The sequence below is a fragment of the Paenibacillus polymyxa M1 genome (genome assembly GCF_000237325.1).
GTDB lineage: Bacteria > Bacillota > Bacilli > Paenibacillales > Paenibacillaceae > Paenibacillus > Paenibacillus polymyxa_C.
This window is the reverse complement of sequence record NC_017542.1, coordinates 115,001-135,850: the sequence shown is the minus strand read 5'-3', so window position 1 is coordinate 135,850 and position 20,850 is coordinate 115,001. Positions and strand designations below refer to the sequence as shown.

Here is a 20,850-nt window from a genome sequence, read left to right as displayed (position 1 = left end):
CTTTCTCCTGCATTTTTAGCTGTCGAAAAAACTTTTTTCTTTCCCGTGCAAACGGCACATAACTGAATACTGTTAACAGAATCTGTTCCTAGGGCGTTAGGAACAGATTTTTTTTGTAACTTTTTGCGATGAAACATTTGCCAAAGCCTGCTGTCTTTGTTACAATAATCGCAGTGAACTGATAGTAACAACTTTGTAATCTTTATTGTAACCTTTATCTTAAAAACATCGTTGTCGTGAATACTGCTCTCCAAGGTGCACATCTTAAGTTAAGCCTAATTCCTGGCACCTAGGAAGCGGGGGAACCAGTTTGGGTGAATTGATCTCGCAACAGAGTGGTCATAGGGGAACCTTCTACCGAATCCTTAAGCTAACCTCGCAGGCATTGGAAGGGGTATATTTTTTTTGAAGAAGAAGCTAACGATCGCAGCCATGGGTCTCGCCATTGCCTTTACATCTTTTACATTCGGTGGCAGCAGTGCATTTGCAGACTCTAAGATGGACCAGGTCATCCAAGATGCCAAAGGAACGAACTATAGAAGCGGAGGTACTACACTCGAGGGATTCGATTGCTCCGGCTTCACAATGTATGTATTCAACAAACTGGGAATTAAACTGCCGCATCAATCTGGATCACAATTCAAAATGGGAGCTTCTGTATCCCGCGATGAAATGAGACCAGGCGACCTGGTGTTCTTCAACACCACAGGAAGAGGCGTTTCCCATGTAGGTATCTTCGTAGGTGAAGGGAAATTCGCCCACTCCTCGACTTCACGTGGTGTAGTAGTTAGCTCACTGAACGAAAATTATTACGCTAACCGTTATGTCGGTGCAAAAAGAATTATGAGCACAGACGCTTACCATTCTGTAGCTTCAGATATTCCTGATGACGACAACGTAGAATAACTACCGCACAGCAAGCTAACTCTAGCCGCAATTTGATTCTGGCCGGAATCGAATTGCGGTTTTTTATGTCCACTACATCAGTAATTATTATCATTACTGACGAACTGACACCTCAAAAGGTTTCAGTTTTAGCGAACATCGTCGGTTTTACCGCCACCGCTGGGGGAGCATATGAGCAGTAAATCCTTCTTATTGAATGTATACCCGACTTAGGTACGAAATAAACACGCTTGCCATTCTCCTACAACTTGTCTACAATCTGTGGTTAATGATTGAAGTACCTGCATAAGGAGGAATGAAAAAGTGCCCGCCTCAATATCCAACTACCGGATCGTACCGATGGACGAGCATCAAGCGGCTGAAATCTGTGAGTGGCGCTATGATCCCCCCTACAACATATACGGCTGGCTTCCCTGGGAACAAATGAAGGCACTTGAAGTCGAATTTGGAAGTCCCACGCTTCGCCAAGAGCAATATGTTGCCGTACTGAACGAAGAGAATGAGCTGACGGGATTTGCTCAATATTTTCCTATGGTCGGTGTGACCCGGCTGGGTCTTGGAATGCATCCCGAAAGATGCGGACATGGCACAGGCTCCGATTTTGTCCGGGCCATTGCCGAGGAAGCCAGACGACGTCATCCACAGAATGAAATTGACCTAGAGGTTCTCACCTGGAATCAGCGGGCTATACGAGCCTACAAGGCAGCTGGATTTGAGCTGACGGATACCTATGAACGTCAGACTCCAGATGGCAGAAAACCGTTCTATTGTATGGTATATCGTCCTGAACAACAGAACCGGGTTCTATAAATAAGAGCGCCTTCGCTATACAACCGCGATGTTGTGTAGCGAAGGCGCTCTTAATATATACAACAGATCATTATAAAATCAATGACTGCTGCGCATTTTTTCAAAAGCTTCATTATATTGTTGGGCTTCCTTAATATCTACGGCCATAATACCGCCATCGTCCCAAGAGGTCAAACGCAGAGTCACGGTCTTGTAATCAATCGTAATAAATGGATGGTGATTGAATGCCTCAGATATAGCGGCAACTTCATCCACGAATGCAATTCCCTTCATAAAACTGGAAAAATTATATTTCCGAACGATCCAACGTCCTTCCTCCAGTTCCCAGCCCTCCAGTTTCTCCAGATGTGCTTCAATCTCTTCTTGTGTAAAAGGCATGTTACGAACTCCTCCCCGTTTATACGGAAGCCTTTTAGCCGCTTACATACGGCCAAAACTACGATATATTGGTGTACATATTACCACGGCCCCGTTGATAAATCCATAAGACGGCCTTCAAATCAAAGGGACCGACGTCAGCTCCTCATCTCCGATGAGTACATAGATCCGGTGCTGCTCCGGCTCATAAATCACAACGCCGCTGCCTACAGTGATTATGGGCTCCGTACCCAATGCATAAAATAGGTCTTCTGCCAAAGCTTCATTGACTTCCTGACGCCCCACCGGGTCCAGCCTGTCCCAATCTTCTGCTTCCATTTCAAAAAATTCATAGCTATCTGGGATGCGTCCCACAGCCTCTGTCAAATCGTTCAAAATTTGTTCATACTCGCGCCCATGCTTTACTCCCATGCTATTTCCTCCAATGGTTCAGCGATTCAATACATAATCACTTTATTATACCGGAAATTCGCCCTTAACAAAAAAGAGAGTTTTGTCGATAAATACTATAATCCGTCTCATAATGACGCGCTTGGGGCAAGGACGACCCATGCGGCATGAAAGGATTCAAAATCTATTCTCATGGATGAGGTGTATCATGCAAATTACAACCATTATTGGACTTGTGCTCGGGCTTTTGTCACTGGTCGTCGGGATGATCCTGAAGGGCGCGCCAGTCGTCAATCTGGTCAATAATCCCGCTGCTTACATGATTATTTTCGTCGGAACAGCAGCAAGTATATTCATGGCGTTTCCGATGGATGACATGAAACGGGTGCCAAAGCTGTTTAAAATTATTTTCACCCAGCAGAAATTGCTGGATCGCAAGGAGCTTATCGGTACATTTACCGAATGGGCATCCATTACCCGTCGTGAAGGTCTGCTCGCGCTGGAATCCAAGGTCGAAGAGATCGACGATCCCTTTATGCGCGGCGGTATGCGAATGATTATCGATGGTAATGATCAGGAGTTCGTACGCGATGTTCTGATGGAAGACATTAACGCTACCGAAGATAGACACCGCGCTGGCGCACTGATTTTCTCCCAAGCCGGTATGTACGCTCCAACACTCGGGGTACTTGGTGCGGTTGTAGGTCTGATCGCCGCTCTGGCCGACCTTAGTGACATGGAAAAACTGTCCCATGCCATTGCAGCCGCTTTTATTGCAACGTTGCTCGGTATTTTTACAGGCTATGTCCTATGGCATCCAATGTCCAACAAGCTGAAACGGCTATCCAAGAAAGAAGTGGAACTTAAGTTAATGATGGTCGAAGGTCTGCTTTCCATTCAATCTGGTATCTCGACGATTGCCATCAGCCAGAAGCTAGCAATCTTCCTAACTCCAACCGAACGGGCTTCGATGACCCAGAAGGATGGCGATTCCAGTGAGTAAAAAGAGACATGAACCGCATGAAGAGCATGCTGACGAAAGCTGGCTGTTGCCATATTCCGACTTAATGACCCTTCTGTTGGCTCTTTTCATTGTCTTATTCGGTATGAGCTCGCTCGATGCCAAAAAATTTGAAACTATGGCTCAATCCCTGAGTTCAGCTTTTAGTGGCGGTACTGGCGTGCTGGATCACTCAGCCGCGAATCCGTCGTCACAATCCATGGATATGGGCAAAAATAAAGAAGAGGTATCACAACCCTTAAAATCGAAAGCCACTTCCACCTCTGATCTGCAAAAGCAACTCGCCCAGCGGGAAGAAGAAGATTTAAAGAAGCTTAAAAAGCAAATGGATCAGTATATTCAAAATAACGGCCTGTCCACCCTACTGAACACCAAGCTGAACCAATCCCAGCTGATGATCACCATTAGTGATAATGCCCTGTTTTCATCCGGGCAGGCCGAAGTAAAGCCAGAAGCGAGAAAGCTGGCCAAATCCATTTCCAGCATGCTCCAACAGTTTCCTGGTTATGACGTTATCGTATCAGGTCATACGGACAATGTACCTATTTCCAATAGTCAGTTCCCGTCCAACTTTGATTTGAGTGCCAAGCGTTCGCTCAATTTCTTGCGTATTTTGTTGCTCAATCCGCAGCTCGATCCTACCAAGTTTGTATCCATCGGATATGGCGAGTATCGACCATTGGCAGGCAATCAAACTGGAGCAGGACGCGCCAAAAACCGTCGTGTCGAAATTTCCGTTCTTCGCAAATATCAGAACGGTACACAAGTTATTAGTCCTACCTCAAGCTCGAATGAAGGTTGATCATGAATATGTTATATGAACAAAGGCACCGCCGCATTTTTTATGCAGCTGGTGCCTTTTACTTTAGGGATTTCTGTTCTCTAGCCCTGTCATATACGAGGGACAAGCGCTGTAGGCTATAAGAAGGCCTCTGGCATTAGCTAAGTGTATAATCAAGCATCTGGCCCAGTTCCAGCTTTTCAGCCTCTGTTAAATCACGCCAGGCGCCTTTCTGAAGGGATCCCAAACGAATATTCATGATTCGCAGGCGCTGCAGTTTCTTAACTTCATAACCGAAGGCAGCACACATACGTCGAATCTGACGATTTTTCCCTTCTGTCAGGATAATACGGAATACATACTCAGATACACGTGTTACTTCACAGGGCAGCGTTCGATGACCGAGTATCTTTACACCGCTGGACATCCCCTGCACAAAGGATGGTGTGACCGGACGATCCACTGTTACGATATATTCTTTCTCATGTTTGCCTTCTGCCCGTAAGATCTTATTCACAATGTCCCCATCATTGGTTAATAAAATGAGACCTTCCGAATCCTTATCCAGGCGTCCAATTGGAAATATCCGCTGCGGGTGCCCCACAAAATCGACAATATTGCCTCTAATGTGGCTCTCTGTCGTGCTTGTAATGCCCACTGGCTTGTTCAATGCAATATAGACGTGATCGGACTTATCGCGCAGTGGCTTGCCGTTCACACGGACGTCATCGCCTTCCTCCGCTTGACTGCCCAGCACGGCCACTTCGCCGTTAATCGTCACGCGGCCGCTCTCTACCAGCTTGTCCGCCTCCCGGCGCGAGCAAAAGCCAGTTTCGCTGATAAATTTGTTAATGCGCAACCTGTGTACCCTCCATTTCTACGAACACACTTCCTTCTGCCCCCAGCTCATTACTCAGGCTTGGCGATCGGAAGCTGCACGAGGGCGGTTGTTCCCTCTCCCTCTGTGCTTTCAATATCCAGTGTGCCTTTATGGCTCTGTATAATACGCTGGCTGACCATAAGCCCTAGTCCTGTACCTGTTTCTTTGTTTGTGACAAAAGGTTCTCCCAGCTTGGATAGCATTTCTGCGGGAATACCCGTTCCCTGGTCCCGTATGAAGATTTTAACGCTTTCTCCCTCTAAGAACAAATGAATTGTGATGATGCCACCTTTACTCATAGCCTCCATGCTATTTTTAAGTAAATTAATGAATACCTGTTTTAACTGATTTTCTTCAGCATATACCAAGGCAGGCTCGTCCGTGACCTGAAGGTTGAATACAATACCCAACAGATGCGCCTGGCTATCCAGTAAAGAAATAACATCACTCACAATATAACGAACATCTTTTTTCTGAAAATGCACTGCCTGTGGCTTCGCCAGTATTAAAAACTCGCTAACGATCAAATTGATGCGATCCAGCTCAGACATCATAATATCGTTGTGTTTCATATTCAACACTTGATTTTGCTGCTGTAGTTGTAGGAAGCCACGTAGCGTGGTTAATGGGTTACGAATCTCATGCGCTACGCCTGCCGCCAGTTGCCCTACGGTTGTCAGCTTCTCTGATCTACGCAGCAGTTCTTCCATCCGGTTGCGCCCCGTAATATCACGCGAAACACAGATAAAGCCTAAGATTTCGCCTTGTTCATCCAGAATAGGGGACGTACTCATACTAATCTCTACTGTACTTCCATCCTTACGCATTCGTAGGGTCTCACTTGATACGATGCTTTCTCCCTGAAGCAGGCTCTCCTTCTGAAATTCATACTCCTCTTGTTGCTGCGGAGGTACAAACTCCAGCTTACGGCCAACCAATTCCTTCTTAGTCCATCCGTACAAAGCTTCGAAGGCATGGTTAACCCGAATAACACGATCCTCCTGATCGGTTACATGAATCGCATCTGCCGTCTGATTAATAACCGATTCTAGATGCTCCTTTACAGAACGGTTTTCTTCATACATCTGTTCAAGTCTTCTCGTATACATCCCCAGATTGTAGGCCATCGCATTGATGCGCTCACCCAGCCGTGCAAGCTCATGGCCGCCCTTAATTTCTAGCCGTGTATCAAAATGGCCGTCAGCCATCTCGTTCACTTTTCCCAAAATCGACTGAATCGGACGGACAAATAGGCTGGCGAGCACATAGCTTCCAATGATCACAACCTCCAATAGAACAATGGAAATAGCAACTAAACTAATCAATTGCTTAGATATAACAGAAGCGATTGTATCATAATTCATGACAATACGAATGACATAGGCATCACGGTTTGTCGGATAAAAAGGTATGTAACTGACAAGCACTCGTTCGCCTTTAATATAGCAATCTTGTACGATACTCTCTCCCGAAAGGATCGCCCTTGACACGGCCAAACGATCCTCAGGCACTCTCGCTAGTTGATACGTGCCGAATTGAATCGGTTCGTTGTACATGTAATAGTGTTTTCGGTCGTTACCGTTCTTGTCCATCGTAGCGCCACCAAAGGTTGCAGGGTTGATTCCTGTTATCTCCAAAATGCGATAATCCACTTGCTGAGTCTGCTTCACAATCTCAGCTGGACTCAAGATAGGTATAAAATCCTGGACTGAAGTATCCTGGAAGGATACTCGAATTAAGTAATTGCGTTTTTGGTCATAATAAAATCCCCATTTATTAATATGTGAGGAGGCTGAATCTGTGTAATCAAAAGAACTGGTCCAAAAATGATCCAGATTCTGACCATGCGCCATGGCCACCTGTCCATGCTCATATAATTGGTCAACTGCATTTTTCCAATACCCCATTAATGGATCGGATGACGTTAGCTCTTTAGGATTCGAAGATTTGACAACCTTATACCCCTGTCCATCTCGGATCATCAAAGAGATATTAATATCCCTGTGGAGTGTAGCTATCTGTTGTAGCTGTTCCTGCTGGATATTTCGGATGTCGGGATCAAGCTGATTGGCAGCCAACGTAGCAGAGAGCCACAGATTATATCCGAGCTGCTTGTCAACAGCCTCCCAACTATGTCGGGTTTGTTCAATAGCTCCTCCGATGATTTTAGCCGTCAGAACCATTTTGGTTTCACTGTCACTTCTTAGATTTTCGTGGGTCGTGTAGTAATTGAGTGCGATGTTTAACAATAGGATAAACAGGACCGACCCCGACAAAATGATCGTTATTCTGATTTTTATCGACACACTGATTTCTCACCTCTTGCCGTATGCTGGCGATTACTGGCAATTGCTAACTCAATGATACCGTAATAGTGCCTGGGATACCAGCATTTACATTTACCGGATATACATAAATACACATCCTGTGAACAATGTTGTCAATAGGCGAGCATTTACCTACAATGTATTAAGATAATCATCCACATATAGTCCACAAATACACAGATGTTATTATAAACTGTGGATAAACCTGTGGACAAGTATGGTGTTATCCACAATTTTATTCACATCATGTTAACAACGGAATACTTGTTCGTTGGATAATTCCGCGTTTGAAAGGAGCATTTTCCCAGTGACCATTATGGATCACGCCTATTGGATGAGAGAAGCCATTCAGGAAGCGTACAAGGCAGAAGCGTTGGGTGAAGTCCCCATCGGAGCTGTCATTGTAAAAGATAATGAAATCATCGGTCGCGGCTACAATTTGCGCGAGACCGACACCGACCCAACTGCACACGCAGAGATGGTTGCCATCCGGCAGGCCAGTGAGCATTTGGGAGCTTGGCGCCTGCTGGATTGCAGGCTGTATGTCACTTTGGAGCCGTGTCCGATGTGCGCTGGAGCCATTGTGCAATCACGAGTCCCCCATCTCATATACGGCACCACAGATCCCAAGGCGGGCTGCGCAGGCACGCTAATGAATTTATTGCAGGAGCCTCGGTTCAATCATTGTACAGAAGTAACCAGTGGTGTACTTCAGGAGGAATGTGCCTCCATGCTAACAAACTTTTTTCGGCAGCTCCGGCAAAAAAGAGCGGCTGCCAAATTGTCTCCTCCTTCATCTCCATCCTGAGGAGGAAAAGTCTAAAGTTCTTCATCTCACTGCTAATTCCTCATGAAAGGAGATCATCCCATGCCTATGAGCTTGTATAATACGCCTCAAGGTATCTTTTTATGTCCCCTAAGCTTGGAGGATGGAGAAGCTCTTCTCGCCCTTAGGCTTCGAAATAGGGACTCTCATGCGCCCTATGAACCGCTGTATGAGGATTCATTTTTCACTTTAGAGAAACAGCAGGATTACATCCGTGAGAGATTGCGCCAAGCGGAAGAAGATCGAGGATACTTGTTTGGTATCTTTCTCCTAAAACAAGAACGGCTGATAGGTTATATCTCTATTTCCAATCTGGTGCGTGGAGTTGGACAATTCGCCGATGTCGGCTATATGATGGATCAACATGAGCAGGGAAAAGGGCATATGACGGCTGCCTTAAAATTGATCATACAGTATGCCTTCCGTGCCTTATCTCTACATCGCCTCCAAGCAGGCACCCTTCTCCATAATGATCGCTCACAACGCGTATTACAGAAGTGTGGCTTTCAGCCAGAAGGTATTGCTCGCAAGCTGGTACAGATTCAGGGCGAATGGCAGGATCATCAGATGTTCGGAATTCTAGCTGAGGATCACGTGTGACGAATCTCAATAACCGCACGGAGGATAACTTATTCATAAACAAAAAAAACCGCCCGGCCTACGCCGAGCGGTTTTCTTACATCACATTCGAAGGAATGATGTTTGTAATCATGTTACCTCCTAATTAAGGAGATACAGTTTGCATTTTTTGTTGTAGCTGTTCAATAGTCAGGACTTGATCAGCTGTTGGAATACCCACTTTAAATGCTGCTTTTTCATTGATTTTGCTGTATTGCGAGTAGCCTGTTACAGACAATTTCACATTGTCTTTCGTAGAAGGATCATTCACTTCCACGTTCGCATTCAGATCTTGATACACAGGAACGTTATCCTTGTTCAGAGCAGTGTTAATGTCAAACTGTTTCACTGTCAAATAGTTCTTCAACTCATCCAGCTTTTTGCTGACTTCGCTGGTGTTGGATTGCAGTTCTTTCTTCGCTTCAGCCAGTTCTTCCTTCTTCACTTGAAGCATGCTAGCATATTCGTCTTTAGACATAATATCTAGGACCTTAGGAAGCGCCTTAGTAATAAATGTATTAGTCGCTTGCTTCACATTGTCGTTCGTGATTTTAAATTGAACCACTTGTTTAGCTTCAACGCCTTGCGGCAATTTAGCATCTTTAGGATCAATATCAAAGAAATACGTAGCTTGATCATACTCATTCATAATCGCAGCAATCACTTCGTTCGCAAATTTCTGCGATTTTTCCTGATCCATAGTTGCAGGGTTAAACTCTTGTCCTGATTGTTTAGCCAGTTCTTGTGGATCAATGAGTAGGAATTTACCTACAACATCCTGTGGAAGCGGGTAAAATGGAATATTAGGAATTTTAACGTACAATTTATCTTTAGTCATTACCATTGGAATCGTAAAGCTGGTAGAAAGATCACCTTTCAAATGAATGCCCAGCGTCATTTCAGATTGGAAAGGCTCTTTTTGGTATACACCATCCATTGTAATATCAGCATTTTTCAGCATGCTAGTTACCATTGCACTTTGCTCAGCTGGAACAGAGGCAGAGGTAATTGTCAGTTCCTTAACGGTAAATTGACTTTTGGATTCATAGGAATTCAGCTTCATAGCATTTGCTGTACCGGTCGTAACAGCTTCCTTCGGTTCTAACTTCTTGCTACAACCTACCAGCGCTACCGTCATAAGCAACACCATAGTGAGGACCAAGACGGATAATTTTTTACTCATTGTGTAGATTCTCTCCTCTCAAATTAACCCCTTTTTTTATGCTATAAAAAAATACACACCTTCTATTTTAACTCATATTCACAAACGGCGAAACACTTATTGGAAAATTTTCTTACAATAAGCACAAAGACACCCTGGCTCTTTAACCAGGGTGTACTATACTTTGTAATATTTTTAGGAGTAAAGTCTGACTGCTTATGAACCTTGTCTGTTGTGGTGATCGACGTGATTCCGCTGTTTCACCTTCTTGGAACCGGATAGGGGCTCTTGTTGATGACTACGCTCACGCTTTTCATTACTTCCGCCAGAATCCTGGGCCTCGGGAACAGGAACAGCTCTAGGCTTGCCCATTTACGCATCCTCCATTCTAAGTCTAAATTATTGGTACATCAACAAATCCGTTTATTACCATTTAAAATAGGACTATAGATGGGTCAGATCTTCCGTTTTATCGTGATTCAGTGAATCCTGATGACGACGATCATTACGATCCTGCTGCACTTGCTGTGCCTGATGACTATTTACTGGACGTTGCTCCAAATCATCGACAATGTTGGACAGGTTTTTATCCATTCCATTTTTGGCCTTTGTCATGTCGCCTTCCTCCTCATTCCTTCATGACTACGAGTGCGTTAATGACTGTAATGTTTGGGCACATTGGTGAATGTGCCGAGTATAATCGGACACCAGCTGTTGAATGATATCTGTTCGTTCATCCACAGACCGCCCGTCGCGCTCTACATCGACTAAGCTAACTTGTACTTCCCGGGAATCTACATACGTACACGCAAAATCAAAGGAGTACATTTGTCGGCCTTCTACCTCGATATGGATTCGTATAGCCCGGTTATCGGCTTCATCTGCCTGTACCTGTGTTTTATCCCCTGAATTCAAAAGAATCGGCAGTTGTTCCTGCCAGGCCTCTACCAGCTTTTGCTGATCTACTGTCATTTCTCGATTCATGCCAGCACCTCCACATCTGATAACGTGTGAAAAAAACAGGCTTTTTATACAACAAAAAAGCCATTCTTCACGATTCCTGATCATTAGCATATAGAACCTAATGTACCAGCTATCGTATTTGAATGGCTTGGTTTTATTTAGAATATGGCGGAGAGGATGGGATTCGAACCCATGTGAGCTTGCACTCTAACGGTTTTCAAGACCGCCCCGTTATGACCGCTTCGGTACCTCTCCAGGTGGTAAATGGATAAAGCTGCTTCCCTCTATCAAACAACTCAGGCGCAACAAAATTATTTTACCACAGAATTTTTAAGAATGCAAGGCTTACTGTTTAGGAGTTATAACCTCAATGCCTCGCATATATGAACGCAGCACTTCGGGAATCACAATGCTTCCGTCCTCTTGCTGATAGTTCTCCAAAATAGCAGCTACAGTCCGCCCTACAGCCAATCCTGAACCGTTCAGCGTATGTACAAATTCAGGCTTTGCCTTCGCATCTGGACGAAACCGGATGTTTGCACGACGTGCTTGGAAGTCTTCTGTGTTGGAACAGGAAGAAATCTCACGGTACATGCCGCTCTCAGGCAACCATACTTCCAGATCGTACGTTTTGGCAGACGTAAACCCCATATCCCCTGTGCAAAGTGCCAGCACCCGATATGGAAGTCCGAGCAGCTGCAAAACACGCTCAGCGTTATTCGTCATTTTCTCTAATTCTTCATAAGAGGTATCCGGATGAACCAGCTTAAGCATTTCCACCTTATTGAACTGATGCTGACGAATCAAGCCACGTGTATCACGTCCTGCAGATCCTGCCTCTGAGCGAAAGCAAGAGCTGTATGCCACATAATATTTAGGAAGCTGATCTGCATTCATAATCTCTTCACGGTGGTAGTTCGTTACCGGAACTTCGGCCGTAGGAATGAGATAATACTCAGTATCACGCAATTTAAACAAATCTTCTTCAAACTTTGGAAGCTGACCCGTTCCGTACAGACTGTCCCGATTTACAATGTATGGAGGTAGCATTTCTTCATAACCATGCTCACTGCTGTGCAGATCCATCATAAAGTTAATTAGCGCACGTTCCAAACGCGCTCCCAGTCCCTTATAGAACGTAAAGCGAGAACCTGTCACCTTAGCTGCAGCCTCAAAATCAAGAATATCTAGATCCTGAGCCAACTCCCAATGTGCTTTGGGTGTAAAAGAAAACTCGCGCGGCTCTGACCAGCGACGAATTTCCACATTGTCCTCTTCAGAAGCACCTACAGGCACAGTCTCATTGGGGATATTAGGAATCGACATCACCAGTTCGTCGATCTGAACTTCCAGTTCACGCACTTGCTCATCCAATTCTTTAATACGATCGGAGACCTGGCGCATTTCAGCAATAAGATCATCCGCATTTTCCTTATTCTTCTTCAACTTGGCTACTTCACCAGATACGACATTCCGACGATTTTTGAGTCCTTCACTTTCCTGAAGCAACTCACGACGGCTTACATCCAGATCTGTAAAACCATTAATCAGATCCAGAGATTTACCTCTGTTCTGTAAAGCTTTCTCAACCCGACCAAGCTCATTACGCAAAATCTTTATATCTAACACAGGTGATCCCTCCTACACTACAAACCTGACTTTCCGCTATCCGCGGACCATATCCACAAAATACTGATGTAACCGGAAATCGTCTGTTAATTCCGGATGGAAGGATGAAGCCAGCAAATGACCCTGACGGGCTGCCACAATCTCGCCGTTATACTCAGACAGCACATCTACTCCCATTCCGACAGATTGTATTAAAGGCGCGCGTATAAACACCGCACGAACCGGCTCCTCAATCCCTTTAATGTTCAAGTCTGTTTCAAAGCTTTCCCGTTGGCGACCAAAAGCATTACGCGATACTGTAATATCCATTAGTCCCAAATGTGCTTCTTCCTGTCCTTGAATCGTTTTGGCCAATACAATCAATCCCGCGCAAGTGCCAAATACAGGCTTGCCTTGATTGGAAAATTGACGTATAGCCTCTATAAAATCATACTTGCGCATTAGCTTGCCGATAGTTGTGCTCTCACCACCGGGAATGATAAGACCGGACAGCTCATCGAGCTGTTCGATCTTCTTCACTGCTATACCTTCAGCACCTGCACGTTCAACGCTTCGTATATGCTCAGCCACAGCGCCTTGCAGTGACAATACTCCTATTTTCATGCCGGCCCCTTCTTTCTTACCAACCACGATCCTGCATGCGCTCATGCGATGCCAGTTTGGAAATTTCAATGCCTTTCATAGGTGTTCCCAAATTCTTGGACACTTCTGCAATCAGCTTGTAATCTGTGTAATGAGTGGTCGCTTCCACAATTGCCCGTGCAAATTTCTCAGGGCTGTCCGACTTGAAGATACCAGAGCCTACAAAGACACCATCAGCGCCTAAATGCATCATCAACGCAGCATCCGCAGGTGTTGCTACACCGCCTGCTGCAAAGTTGACCACTGGTAGCTTACCAAGCTCATGCACTTCCAACAGCAGTTCATAAGCAACTCCGAGGTTTTTCGCTTCTGCATACAGCTCGTCCTTCGACAGGTTTTGCACCTTGCGAATTTGACCATTAATAAACCGCATGTGACGAACAGCCTCAACAATATTTCCAGTTCCCGGCTCACCCTTTGTACGGATCATAGATGCGCCTTCACCGATACGACGCAATGCTTCCCCTAGATCCTTGGCTCCACAAACAAATGGAACAGTGAACTCCCGCTTATCGATATGGAACACCTCATCTGCAGGTGTCAATACTTCACTCTCATCGAGATAGTCAACACCGAGAGATTCGAGTACCTTTGCCTCAACAAAGTGACCAATACGAGCCTTAGCCATAACAGGAATAGAAACAACCTTCATAACCTCTTCCACAATCGTAGGGTCAGCCATACGAGCAACCCCACCAGCTGCACGGATATCCGAAGGCACTCGTTCAAGAGCCATTACGGCTGTAGCGCCTGCTGCCTCTGCAATTTTAGCCTGTTCAGCGTTCATGACATCCATGATTACGCCACCTTTTTGCATCTCTGCCATACCTCTTTTTACACGCGAAGTTCCCGTTTCCATGTCGTTGCCTCCTGTAAGGGTTACGTTTAGATTCTAACTTAAGATTTTACCGTACGAACACCAAATACACAATCATTTCAAGTTACAAAATAAGTAATGCAGGACACGTTAGGTCGATTAGCATTTCATCTTTAGAAGAGATTCTTAATTCCCTGGAACAAATCGCCGAAGAAATCACCAATTGCCCGGAAAAGCATTCGGAACCAACCGCCCTCTTCTACTGCCGTAGTTGTAACCAAATCAACAGTTTTCGTCTGGCCTTTATCCACGCCATCCGTTTTGTATGTGTACGTAATCGTACCGACTTTAGCCCCTTGTTTCAAAGGTGCCACGAGAGAGCTTGCTGGTGTTATGTTCGTTGTAAAGGTTACCTTAGGATTGCTTGCACCCTTAGGTACGATAAAACTTACTGCATCTTTTGTGACAATCGGCACTTCTGTTTCCGTACCTTTGGTTACAGGCACATTCTCAACGCCCTTAACCACCGTCTTTGGAGCAACAACCTGCTTCACTTCAAAGTTATCAAAGCCATAGTTCAGTACTTTAGCCGTCTCTGTAAAACGATGAGGCTCTGAATCTGCTCCCATAACTACACTAATGAGACGCATTCCATTACGCTCAGCCGTACCTGTAAAACAGTTTCCAGCATTGCTCGTATGGCCCGTTTTCATACCGTCCAAGCCAGGATAAGCAAATTTTCTAAAGTTAGTAATATTTTTGTTTGCTTCTAGCATCCAGTTATAGTTAATAATCGGTGCTTTGTCGGTTGGACGGAATTTGTACGATTGAATTGTGGTAAACCGTGTATAATCCGGATGGTCCTTAATGATGTAACCTGCCAGAGTAGCTGCGTCTCTCGCAGTCATCACAGTTTCCCGGTCAGTGTCCGGTTGAAATCCTGTAGGCATATCCTTACGGTCCAAGCCAGTCGAGTTGATAAAATACGTATTTTTCATACCCATTCTCTGAGCTGTTTCATTCATTAGTTTTACAAAATCCTGCTCGGTTCCAGATACGCGTTCAGCAAGAGCTACTGTGGCATCATTGGCAGAACCTACTGCCATGGCAATATAAAGCTCTTCTACCGTATGTTGATCCCCTTGAGCCAAAAAAATACGTGATCCGATACTCTTAGAAGCATTCTCGTTAACCGTAACCTTATCCGTCCACTTAAGTTTTCCTTGCTTAACCTGCTCCGCTACGAGGTACTCTGTCATCATTTTGGTCATACTGGCTGGCGGAAGCGGCTCATCTGGATTCATAGAGAGCAAAACCTGCCCAGTGGAAGGCTCAATCAAAATGGCCGAACGAAGTGCCAGACTAGGGGGGTTAATGGAACCTGTTCCCGTGATATTCGTTGCCTCTGTTGCCGCTCCAGCAGCAAAAGTAGCCACGCTTGAATCGAAATTGCCTACAACTGGCAAGGCCGACATATACATCATATTAAGCACCATGACTGCAGTCACACTCTTTTTAATCATGCTGCGTTTATTATTCTTTTTAAAATTGTTCGCTTTCAAATGAATACAAACTCCTCTCGTACCTCAACCCGATCCGCTATGTATAACGAGACGGTGGTTACAGCCTTTACTTGGCCAAAGAATTAATGTTTTAGTGTTATACAATTTAATGTCATTTCGTTTCCTAAGATATAGCTTGTCATAAGCATTCTACTGCTCGAATCTTCTTAACTGGTAGGAATCATCCAAAATACCTATGTGTCCTAATTCATCAATAACCTCATGAGAAGGCGGACACTTGTCTATTCTATCACAGGGGTATCTCTAAAAAAAGACAGGCAGAGCGAAATGCGCTCTGCCTGTCGTCAAGTCAAATACAGCTGAATTTTATAGAGAGTAGTTTGGCGCTTCTTTCGTAATCTGCACATCATGCGGATGGCTTTCGCGCAGACCTGCACCTGTAATACGGATAAAGCTTGTATCGTTACGAAGCTCTTCAATATTAGCAGTACCACAATACCCCATACCGGAGCGAAGACCGCCCAAAAGCTGGTGAACAGTGTCGGAAAGTGGTCCTTTATAAGCAACGCGTCCCTCAATGCCTTCCGGTACCAATTTCTTGTCGTCATCTTGGAAATAACGATCTTTACTACCTTGCTTCATCGCAGCCATAGAGCCCATACCACGATATACTTTGAAGCGACGTCCTTGATAAATTTCCGATTCGCCTGGGCTCTCTTCCGTACCTGCAAAAAGACTTCCCAGCATTACTGCAGAAGCCCCTGCCGCAATGGCCTTTGTAATTTCACCGGAGTATTTAATACCTCCATCTGCAATAATCGGAATATTATATTCACGTGCTACTGTTGCACAATCATAAATAGCTGTTATTTGCGGAACACCAATCCCTGCAATTACGCGTGTTGTACAGATAGAGCCTGGGCCAATACCAACCTTAACGACCGATGCTCCTGCTTCAATCAATTCACGCGTTCCGTCACCCGTAGCTACATTACCTGCTACAATCGTCAGATCAGGATAAGTTTTACGCAACTCGCGGACTGCTTCAATAATGTTAATATGATGACCATGAGCGGAATCCACAACAATCAAATCCACACCAGCTTTTACAAGTGCTTCAGTCCGTTCAAACGTATCCTTGGAAATGCCGACAGCCGCACCGACCAGAAGACGCCCTTGTGCATCCTTCGCTGCGTTCGGAAACTGAATAGCTTTCTCAATATCTTTGATGGTGATCAGACCTTTGAGGTAGTTCCCTTCATCGACCAGAGGAAGCTTTTCAATTTTATGCTTTTGCAAAATGACTTCCGCTTCCTGTAAAGTCGTGCCTACTGGTGCAGTTACCAATTCTTCCTTTGTCATGACTTCACTAATTTTAAGATCAAAATTGTGAATAAAGCGAAGATCACGGTTAGTAATAATACCCACCAGTTTGTTCTCTTCGTTTACAACAGGCACACCTGAAATACGGTATTTACCCATAACAGCCTCAGCATCGGACACCAAGTGATCCGGAGTCAATGAGAATGGGTTGGTGATAACACCGCTCTCTGAGCGTTTAACCCGATCTACCTCTACCGCTTGCTGCTCAATCGACATATTTTTATGAATTACACCGATACCGCCCTCACGAGCCATCGCAATTGCCAACACTGCCTCAGTAACAGTATCCATACCAGCACTCATCAAAGGAATGTTCAGCTTCACGTTATCACTCAAACGAGTCGCTACGCTTACTTCTTTGGGCAGTACCACCGACTTACGAGGTACTAACAAAACATCGTCAAAGGTAAGGCCTTCCTTACCGAATTTATCTTCCCACACCAAGATGATCCTCCTTCAAAATGTTTAGTCTGTATTGGTCTTGTTGTCTGTCCGACATGGACAAATCAAGGCTCTCTGAAAATATATTATTGCAATCTTAGCAAAGCGGTATAGGGGTGTCAAGCCTTCATCAACAGCCCTAACCCGTAGTATTCCCCTGTACAAACAACTGTACTCCTACGAAGGACAACCATTATAAACAAACGGTTTTAAGGATAACTACCTACTTACAAAAGTATATTTTACTTTGAGTAAGCAACAGAGAAGTAAGAATATAAGTAATTTCAACTACATGCAAAAAAGGACCATGATCTCAATAAGATCATGGTCCTTTTTACTTGTTGCTTGGCAACGTCCTACTCTCCCAGGACCCTGCGGTCCAAGTACCATCGGCGCTGGAGGGCTTAACGGTCGTGTTCGGGATGGGTACGTGTGGAACCCCTCCGCTATCGCCACCAAACATGAATTTGCCTCGCAAATTCTAACTTCAAGGTTACACCCTGAAAACTGGATCCGAAACTTCCTTGCGTCTTATCTTAGGATAAGCCCTCGACCGATTAGTATTGGTCAGCTCCATGCATTACTGCACTTCCACCCCCAACCTATCTACCTCGTCGTCTTCAAGGGGTCTTACATACTGGGAAATCTCATCTTGAGGGGGGCTTCACGCTTAGATGCTTTCAGCGCTTATCCCTTCCGTACATAGCTACCCAGCGGTGCTCCTGGCGGAACAACTGGTACACCAGCGGTACGTCCATCCCGGTCCTCTCGTACTAAGGACAGCTCCTCTCAAATTTCCTACGCCCACGACAGATAGGGACCGAACTGTCTCACGACGTTCTGAACCCAGCTCGCGTACCGCTTTAATGGGCGAACAGCCCAACCCTTGGGACCTACTTCAGCCCCAGGATGCGATGAGCCGACATCGAGGTGCCAAACCTCCCCGTCGATGTGGACTCTTGGGGGAGATAAGCCTGTTATCCCCAGGGTAGCTTTTATCCGTTGAGCGATGGCCCTTCCATGCGGTACCACCGGATCACTAAGCCCGACTTTCGTCCCTGCTCGACTTGTAGGTCTCGCAGTCAAGCTCCCTTCTGCCTTTGCACTCTTCGAATGATTTCCAACCATTCTGAGGGAACCTTGGGGCGCCTCCGTTACTCTTTAGGAGGCGACCGCCCCAGTCAAACTGCCCACCTGACACTGTCCTCGTACCGGATCACGGTACCAAGTTAGAACCTAGATACGATCAGGGTGGTATCCCAAGGATGCCTCCTCTCAAGCTGGCGCTCAAGATTCTACGGCTCCCACCTATCCTGTACAGATCGTACCCAAATTCAATATCAAGCTGCAGTAAAGCTCCATGGGGTCTTTCCGTCTTGTCGCGGGTAACCTGCATCTTCACAGGTATTAAAATTTCACCGGATCTCTCGTTGAGACAGCGCCCAAGTCGTTACGCCATTCGTGCGGGTCAGAATTTACCTGACAAGGAATTTCGCTACCTTAGGACCGTTATAGTTACGGCCGCCGTTTACTGGGGCTTCGGTTCATAGCTTCGCCCGAAGGCTTACCACTCCCCTTAACCTTCCAGCACCGGGCAGGCGTCAGCCCGTATACTTCGCCTTGCGGCTTCGCACAGACCTGTGTTTTTGCTAAACAGTCGCTTGGGCCTTTTCACTGCGGCCCCCTCGGGCTATTCACCCTACCGAGGCACCCCTTCTCCCGAAGTTACGGGGTCATTTTGCCGAGTTCCTTAACGAGAGTTCTTCCGCGCGCCTTAGAATTCTCTTCTCGCCTACCTGTGTCGGTTTGCGGTACGGGCACCTTCTCCTGGCTAGAGGCTTTTCTTGGCAGTCTGAGATCATGACCTTCGCTACTCTAATTTTCGCTCCCCATCACAGCCCAGCCTTAACGATGTGCGGATTTGCCTACACATCAGCCTCACTGCTTAGACGGACATCCATCAGTCCGCGTCACTACCCTACTGCGTCACCCCATTGCTCACAACGGATTACGGTGGTACAGGAATTTCTACCTGTTGTCCTTCGACTACGCCTATCGGCCTCGCCTTAGGTCCCGACTTACCCTGAGCGGACGAACCTTCCTCAGGAACCCTTAGGCTTTCGGCGGATCTGATTCTCACAGATCTTTTCGTTACTCATACCGGCATTCTCACTTGAATGCAGTCCAGCGCTCCTTCCGGTACACCTTCAACCCGCATTCAACGCTCCCCTACCCCTGATGCAAAGCATCAAGCCATAGCTTCGGTGGTGTGTTTAGCCCCGTTACATTTTCGGCGCAGAGTCACTCGACCAGTGAGCTATTACGCACTCTTTCAATGGTGGCTGCTTCTAAGCCAACATCCTGGTTGTCTGTGCAACTCCACATCCTTTCCCACTTAACACACACTTGGGGACCTTAGCTGATGGTCTGGGCTGTTTCCCTTTCGACAATGGATCTTAGCACTCACTGTCTGACTCCCGGAACTAAATCTATGGCATTCGGAGTTTGACTGAGCTTGGTAACCCTTGCGGGCCCCGCACCCAATCAGTGCTCTACCTCCACGATTCTTTTTTCCGAGGCTAGCCCTAAAGCTATTTCGGGGAGAACCAGCTATCTCCGGGTTCGATTGGAATTTCTCCGCTACCCCCACCTCATCCCCGCATTTTTCAACATGCGTGGGTTCGGGCCTCCAGTGCGTGTTACCGCACCTTCACCCTGGACAGGGGTAGATCACCCGGTTTCGGGTCTACGTCCACGTACTCATTCGCCCTATTCAGACTCGCTTTCGCTGCGGCTTCAGCTCTTCACCTTAACCTTGCACGGGAACGTAACTCGCCGGTTCATTCTACAAAAGGCACGCCATCACCCATAGATCGGGCTCTGACTTCTTGTAAGCACACGGTTTCAGGATCTATTTCACTCCCCTTCCGGGGTGCTTTTCACCTTTCCCTCACGGTACTGCTTCACTATCGGTCGCCAGGGAGTATTTAGCCTTGGCAGATGGTCCTGCCGGATTCATACGGGGTTTCACGTGCCCCGCACTACTCGGGATCCGTCTCGGAGGGAACAAGTTTTGAACTACAGGGCTTTTACCTTCTCTGGCGGGCCTTTCCAGACCTCTTCATCTAACCGGTTCCTTTGTAACTCCATGTGAGACGTCCCACAACCCCAAGAAGCAAGCTCCTTGGTTTGGGCTAATCCGCGTTCGCTCGCCGCTACTGACGGAATCACTATTGTTTTCTCTTCCTCAGGGTACTTAGATGTTTCAGTTCCCCTGGTCTGCCTCTCACTCACCTATGAATTCAGTGAGTAGTGACTGTCGATGAAGACAGCCGGGTTTCCCCATTCGGACA

19 protein-coding genes, 1 tRNA gene, 2 rRNA genes and 1 riboswitch (1 of these 23 running past the window's edge) are annotated in these 20,850 nt (G+C 46.1%); of the genes, 6 read left to right on the top strand and 16 right to left on the bottom strand.

The window, feature by feature from the left end; translation table 11 throughout:
* Window positions 1-262 precede the first annotated feature (262 nt).
* Window positions 263-400: riboswitch (cyclic di-AMP (ydaO/yuaA leader) on the top strand.
* A 5-nt stretch (window positions 401-405) separates the two neighbouring features.
* Together PPM_RS00530 and PPM_RS00525 are read left to right on the top strand one after the other, a co-directional pair.
* On the top strand, window positions 406-906 hold the full coding sequence (locus tag PPM_RS00530; protein WP_013368740.1) for a C40 family peptidase: 501 nt from the start codon (window positions 406-408) through the stop codon (window positions 904-906).
* 303 nt (window positions 907-1,209) lie between these two features.
* A complete protein-coding gene (locus PPM_RS00525; RefSeq protein ID WP_014599356.1) occupies window positions 1,210-1,716 on the top strand; it encodes a GNAT family N-acetyltransferase in 507 nt (168 codons plus the stop codon).
* Between the two features lie 78 nt (window positions 1,717-1,794).
* Here PPM_RS00525 and PPM_RS00520 read toward each other — a convergent pair whose 3' ends face one another.
* Both PPM_RS00520 and PPM_RS00515 read right to left on the bottom strand, forming a co-directional pair.
* The gene (locus tag PPM_RS00520; RefSeq protein ID WP_007428083.1) at window positions 1,795-2,094 is read right to left on the bottom strand and encodes a 4a-hydroxytetrahydrobiopterin dehydratase; all 300 of its coding nucleotides are present in this window, start codon (window positions 2,092-2,094) and stop codon (window positions 1,795-1,797) included.
* A 117-nt stretch (window positions 2,095-2,211) separates the two neighbouring features.
* On the bottom strand, window positions 2,212-2,505 hold the full coding sequence (locus PPM_RS00515) for a hypothetical protein (RefSeq protein ID WP_014599355.1): 294 nt from the start codon (window positions 2,503-2,505) through the stop codon (window positions 2,212-2,214).
* 187 nt (window positions 2,506-2,692) lie between these two features.
* On the opposite strand from PPM_RS00515, the gene motA reads away from it, so the two are divergent.
* Complete coding sequence (gene motA, locus PPM_RS00510) at window positions 2,693-3,487, top strand: flagellar motor stator protein MotA (RefSeq protein WP_013368736.1); 795 nt, start codon at window positions 2,693-2,695, stop codon at window positions 3,485-3,487.
* Complete coding sequence (gene motB, locus PPM_RS00505; RefSeq protein WP_013368735.1) at window positions 3,480-4,307, top strand: flagellar motor protein MotB; 828 nt, start codon at window positions 3,480-3,482, stop codon at window positions 4,305-4,307. The genes motA and motB overlap by 8 nt, the downstream gene beginning before the upstream one ends.
* Before the next feature lie 136 nt (window positions 4,308-4,443).
* On the opposite strand, the gene rluF is transcribed toward motB, so the two are convergent.
* The gene (gene rluF, locus PPM_RS00500) at window positions 4,444-5,145 is read right to left on the bottom strand and encodes a 23S rRNA pseudouridine(2604) synthase RluF (RefSeq protein WP_014599354.1); all 702 of its coding nucleotides are present in this window, start codon (window positions 5,143-5,145) and stop codon (window positions 4,444-4,446) included.
* Window positions 5,146-5,195: 50 nt separating this feature from the next.
* A complete protein-coding gene (locus PPM_RS00495) occupies window positions 5,196-7,472 on the bottom strand; it encodes a PAS domain S-box protein (protein ID WP_014599353.1) in 2,277 nt (758 codons plus the stop codon).
* A gap of 328 nt (window positions 7,473-7,800) precedes the next feature.
* On the opposite strand from PPM_RS00495, the gene tadA reads away from it, so the two are divergent.
* Together tadA and PPM_RS00485 are read left to right on the top strand one after the other, a co-directional pair.
* A complete protein-coding gene (tadA, locus tag PPM_RS00490; protein WP_014599352.1) occupies window positions 7,801-8,301 on the top strand; it encodes a tRNA adenosine(34) deaminase TadA in 501 nt (166 codons plus the stop codon).
* A gap of 60 nt (window positions 8,302-8,361) precedes the next feature.
* Window positions 8,362-8,919, top strand: coding sequence for a GNAT family N-acetyltransferase (locus PPM_RS00485; RefSeq protein WP_014599351.1), 558 nt, complete (start codon window positions 8,362-8,364; stop codon window positions 8,917-8,919).
* A gap of 124 nt (window positions 8,920-9,043) precedes the next feature.
* Here the strand turns inward: PPM_RS00485 and PPM_RS00480 are convergent, their stop codons facing one another.
* The 12 genes from PPM_RS00480 to PPM_RS00430 form a co-directional block, all read right to left on the bottom strand.
* Window positions 9,044-10,120 (bottom strand): hypothetical protein, encoded by a 1,077-nt coding sequence (locus tag PPM_RS00480; RefSeq protein WP_014599350.1) that lies wholly within the window; start codon window positions 10,118-10,120, stop codon window positions 9,044-9,046.
* 195 nt (window positions 10,121-10,315) lie between these two features.
* Window positions 10,316-10,471: a small acid-soluble spore protein P gene (locus tag PPM_RS00475; RefSeq protein ID WP_014599349.1), complete on the bottom strand. Its 156-nt coding sequence runs from the start codon at window positions 10,469-10,471 to the stop codon at window positions 10,316-10,318.
* A 72-nt stretch (window positions 10,472-10,543) separates the two neighbouring features.
* Window positions 10,544-10,714 carry a hypothetical protein gene (locus PPM_RS29530; protein WP_014599348.1) on the bottom strand — a complete coding sequence of 57 codons (171 nt, stop codon included), beginning with the start codon at window positions 10,712-10,714 and terminating at the stop codon, window positions 10,544-10,546.
* 27 nt (window positions 10,715-10,741) lie between these two features.
* The gene (locus PPM_RS00470; RefSeq protein WP_013368726.1) at window positions 10,742-11,083 is read right to left on the bottom strand and encodes a hypothetical protein; all 342 of its coding nucleotides are present in this window, start codon (window positions 11,081-11,083) and stop codon (window positions 10,742-10,744) included.
* 145 nt (window positions 11,084-11,228) lie between these two features.
* Window positions 11,229-11,317: transfer RNA gene (locus PPM_RS00465), tRNA-Ser, on the bottom strand.
* A 90-nt stretch (window positions 11,318-11,407) separates the two neighbouring features.
* Entirely contained in the window at window positions 11,408-12,691 is a 1,284-nt protein-coding gene (gene serS, locus PPM_RS00460) for a serine--tRNA ligase (protein WP_013368725.1), read from the bottom strand.
* Window positions 12,692-12,727: 36 nt separating this feature from the next.
* On the bottom strand, window positions 12,728-13,294 hold the full coding sequence (pdxT, locus tag PPM_RS00455; protein WP_013368724.1) for a pyridoxal 5'-phosphate synthase glutaminase subunit PdxT: 567 nt from the start codon (window positions 13,292-13,294) through the stop codon (window positions 12,728-12,730).
* A gap of 16 nt (window positions 13,295-13,310) precedes the next feature.
* The gene (pdxS, locus tag PPM_RS00450; protein ID WP_013368723.1) at window positions 13,311-14,192 is read right to left on the bottom strand and encodes a pyridoxal 5'-phosphate synthase lyase subunit PdxS; all 882 of its coding nucleotides are present in this window, start codon (window positions 14,190-14,192) and stop codon (window positions 13,311-13,313) included.
* A gap of 131 nt (window positions 14,193-14,323) precedes the next feature.
* The gene (locus tag PPM_RS00445; protein ID WP_014599347.1) at window positions 14,324-15,712 is read right to left on the bottom strand and encodes a D-alanyl-D-alanine carboxypeptidase family protein; all 1,389 of its coding nucleotides are present in this window, start codon (window positions 15,710-15,712) and stop codon (window positions 14,324-14,326) included.
* 327 nt (window positions 15,713-16,039) lie between these two features.
* The gene (gene guaB / locus PPM_RS00440; protein ID WP_013368721.1) at window positions 16,040-17,497 is read right to left on the bottom strand and encodes an IMP dehydrogenase; all 1,458 of its coding nucleotides are present in this window, start codon (window positions 17,495-17,497) and stop codon (window positions 16,040-16,042) included.
* 343 nt (window positions 17,498-17,840) lie between these two features.
* Window positions 17,841-17,957, bottom strand: a 5S ribosomal RNA gene (rrf, locus tag PPM_RS00435).
* 77 nt (window positions 17,958-18,034) lie between these two features.
* Window positions 18,035-20,850: ribosomal RNA gene (locus PPM_RS00430) — 23S ribosomal RNA — on the bottom strand (it continues 111 nt past the right edge of the window).

Coding starts and splice junctions, on each gene's coding strand:
- pdxT (WP_013368724.1), bottom strand. CDS start 13,294: ATGAAAATAGGAGTATTGTCACTGCAAGGCGCTGTGGCTGAGCATATA.
- motA (WP_013368736.1), top strand. CDS start 2,693: ATGCAAATTACAACCATTATTGGACTTGTGCTCGGGCTTTTGTCACTG.
- PPM_RS00520 (WP_007428083.1), bottom strand. CDS start 2,094: ATGCCTTTTACACAAGAAGAGATTGAAGCACATCTGGAGAAACTGGAG.
- PPM_RS00515 (WP_014599355.1), bottom strand. CDS start 2,505: ATGGGAGTAAAGCATGGGCGCGAGTATGAACAAATTTTGAACGATTTG.
- PPM_RS29530 (WP_014599348.1), bottom strand. CDS start 10,714: ATGACAAAGGCCAAAAATGGAATGGATAAAAACCTGTCCAACATTGTC.
- PPM_RS00485 (WP_014599351.1), top strand. CDS start 8,362: ATGCCTATGAGCTTGTATAATACGCCTCAAGGTATCTTTTTATGTCCC.
- pdxS (WP_013368723.1), bottom strand. CDS start 14,192: ATGGAAACGGGAACTTCGCGTGTAAAAAGAGGTATGGCAGAGATGCAA.
- PPM_RS00475 (WP_014599349.1), bottom strand. CDS start 10,471: ATGGGCAAGCCTAGAGCTGTTCCTGTTCCCGAGGCCCAGGATTCTGGC.
- PPM_RS00480 (WP_014599350.1), bottom strand. CDS start 10,120: ATGAGTAAAAAATTATCCGTCTTGGTCCTCACTATGGTGTTGCTTATG.
- PPM_RS00470 (WP_013368726.1), bottom strand. CDS start 11,083: ATGAATCGAGAAATGACAGTAGATCAGCAAAAGCTGGTAGAGGCCTGG.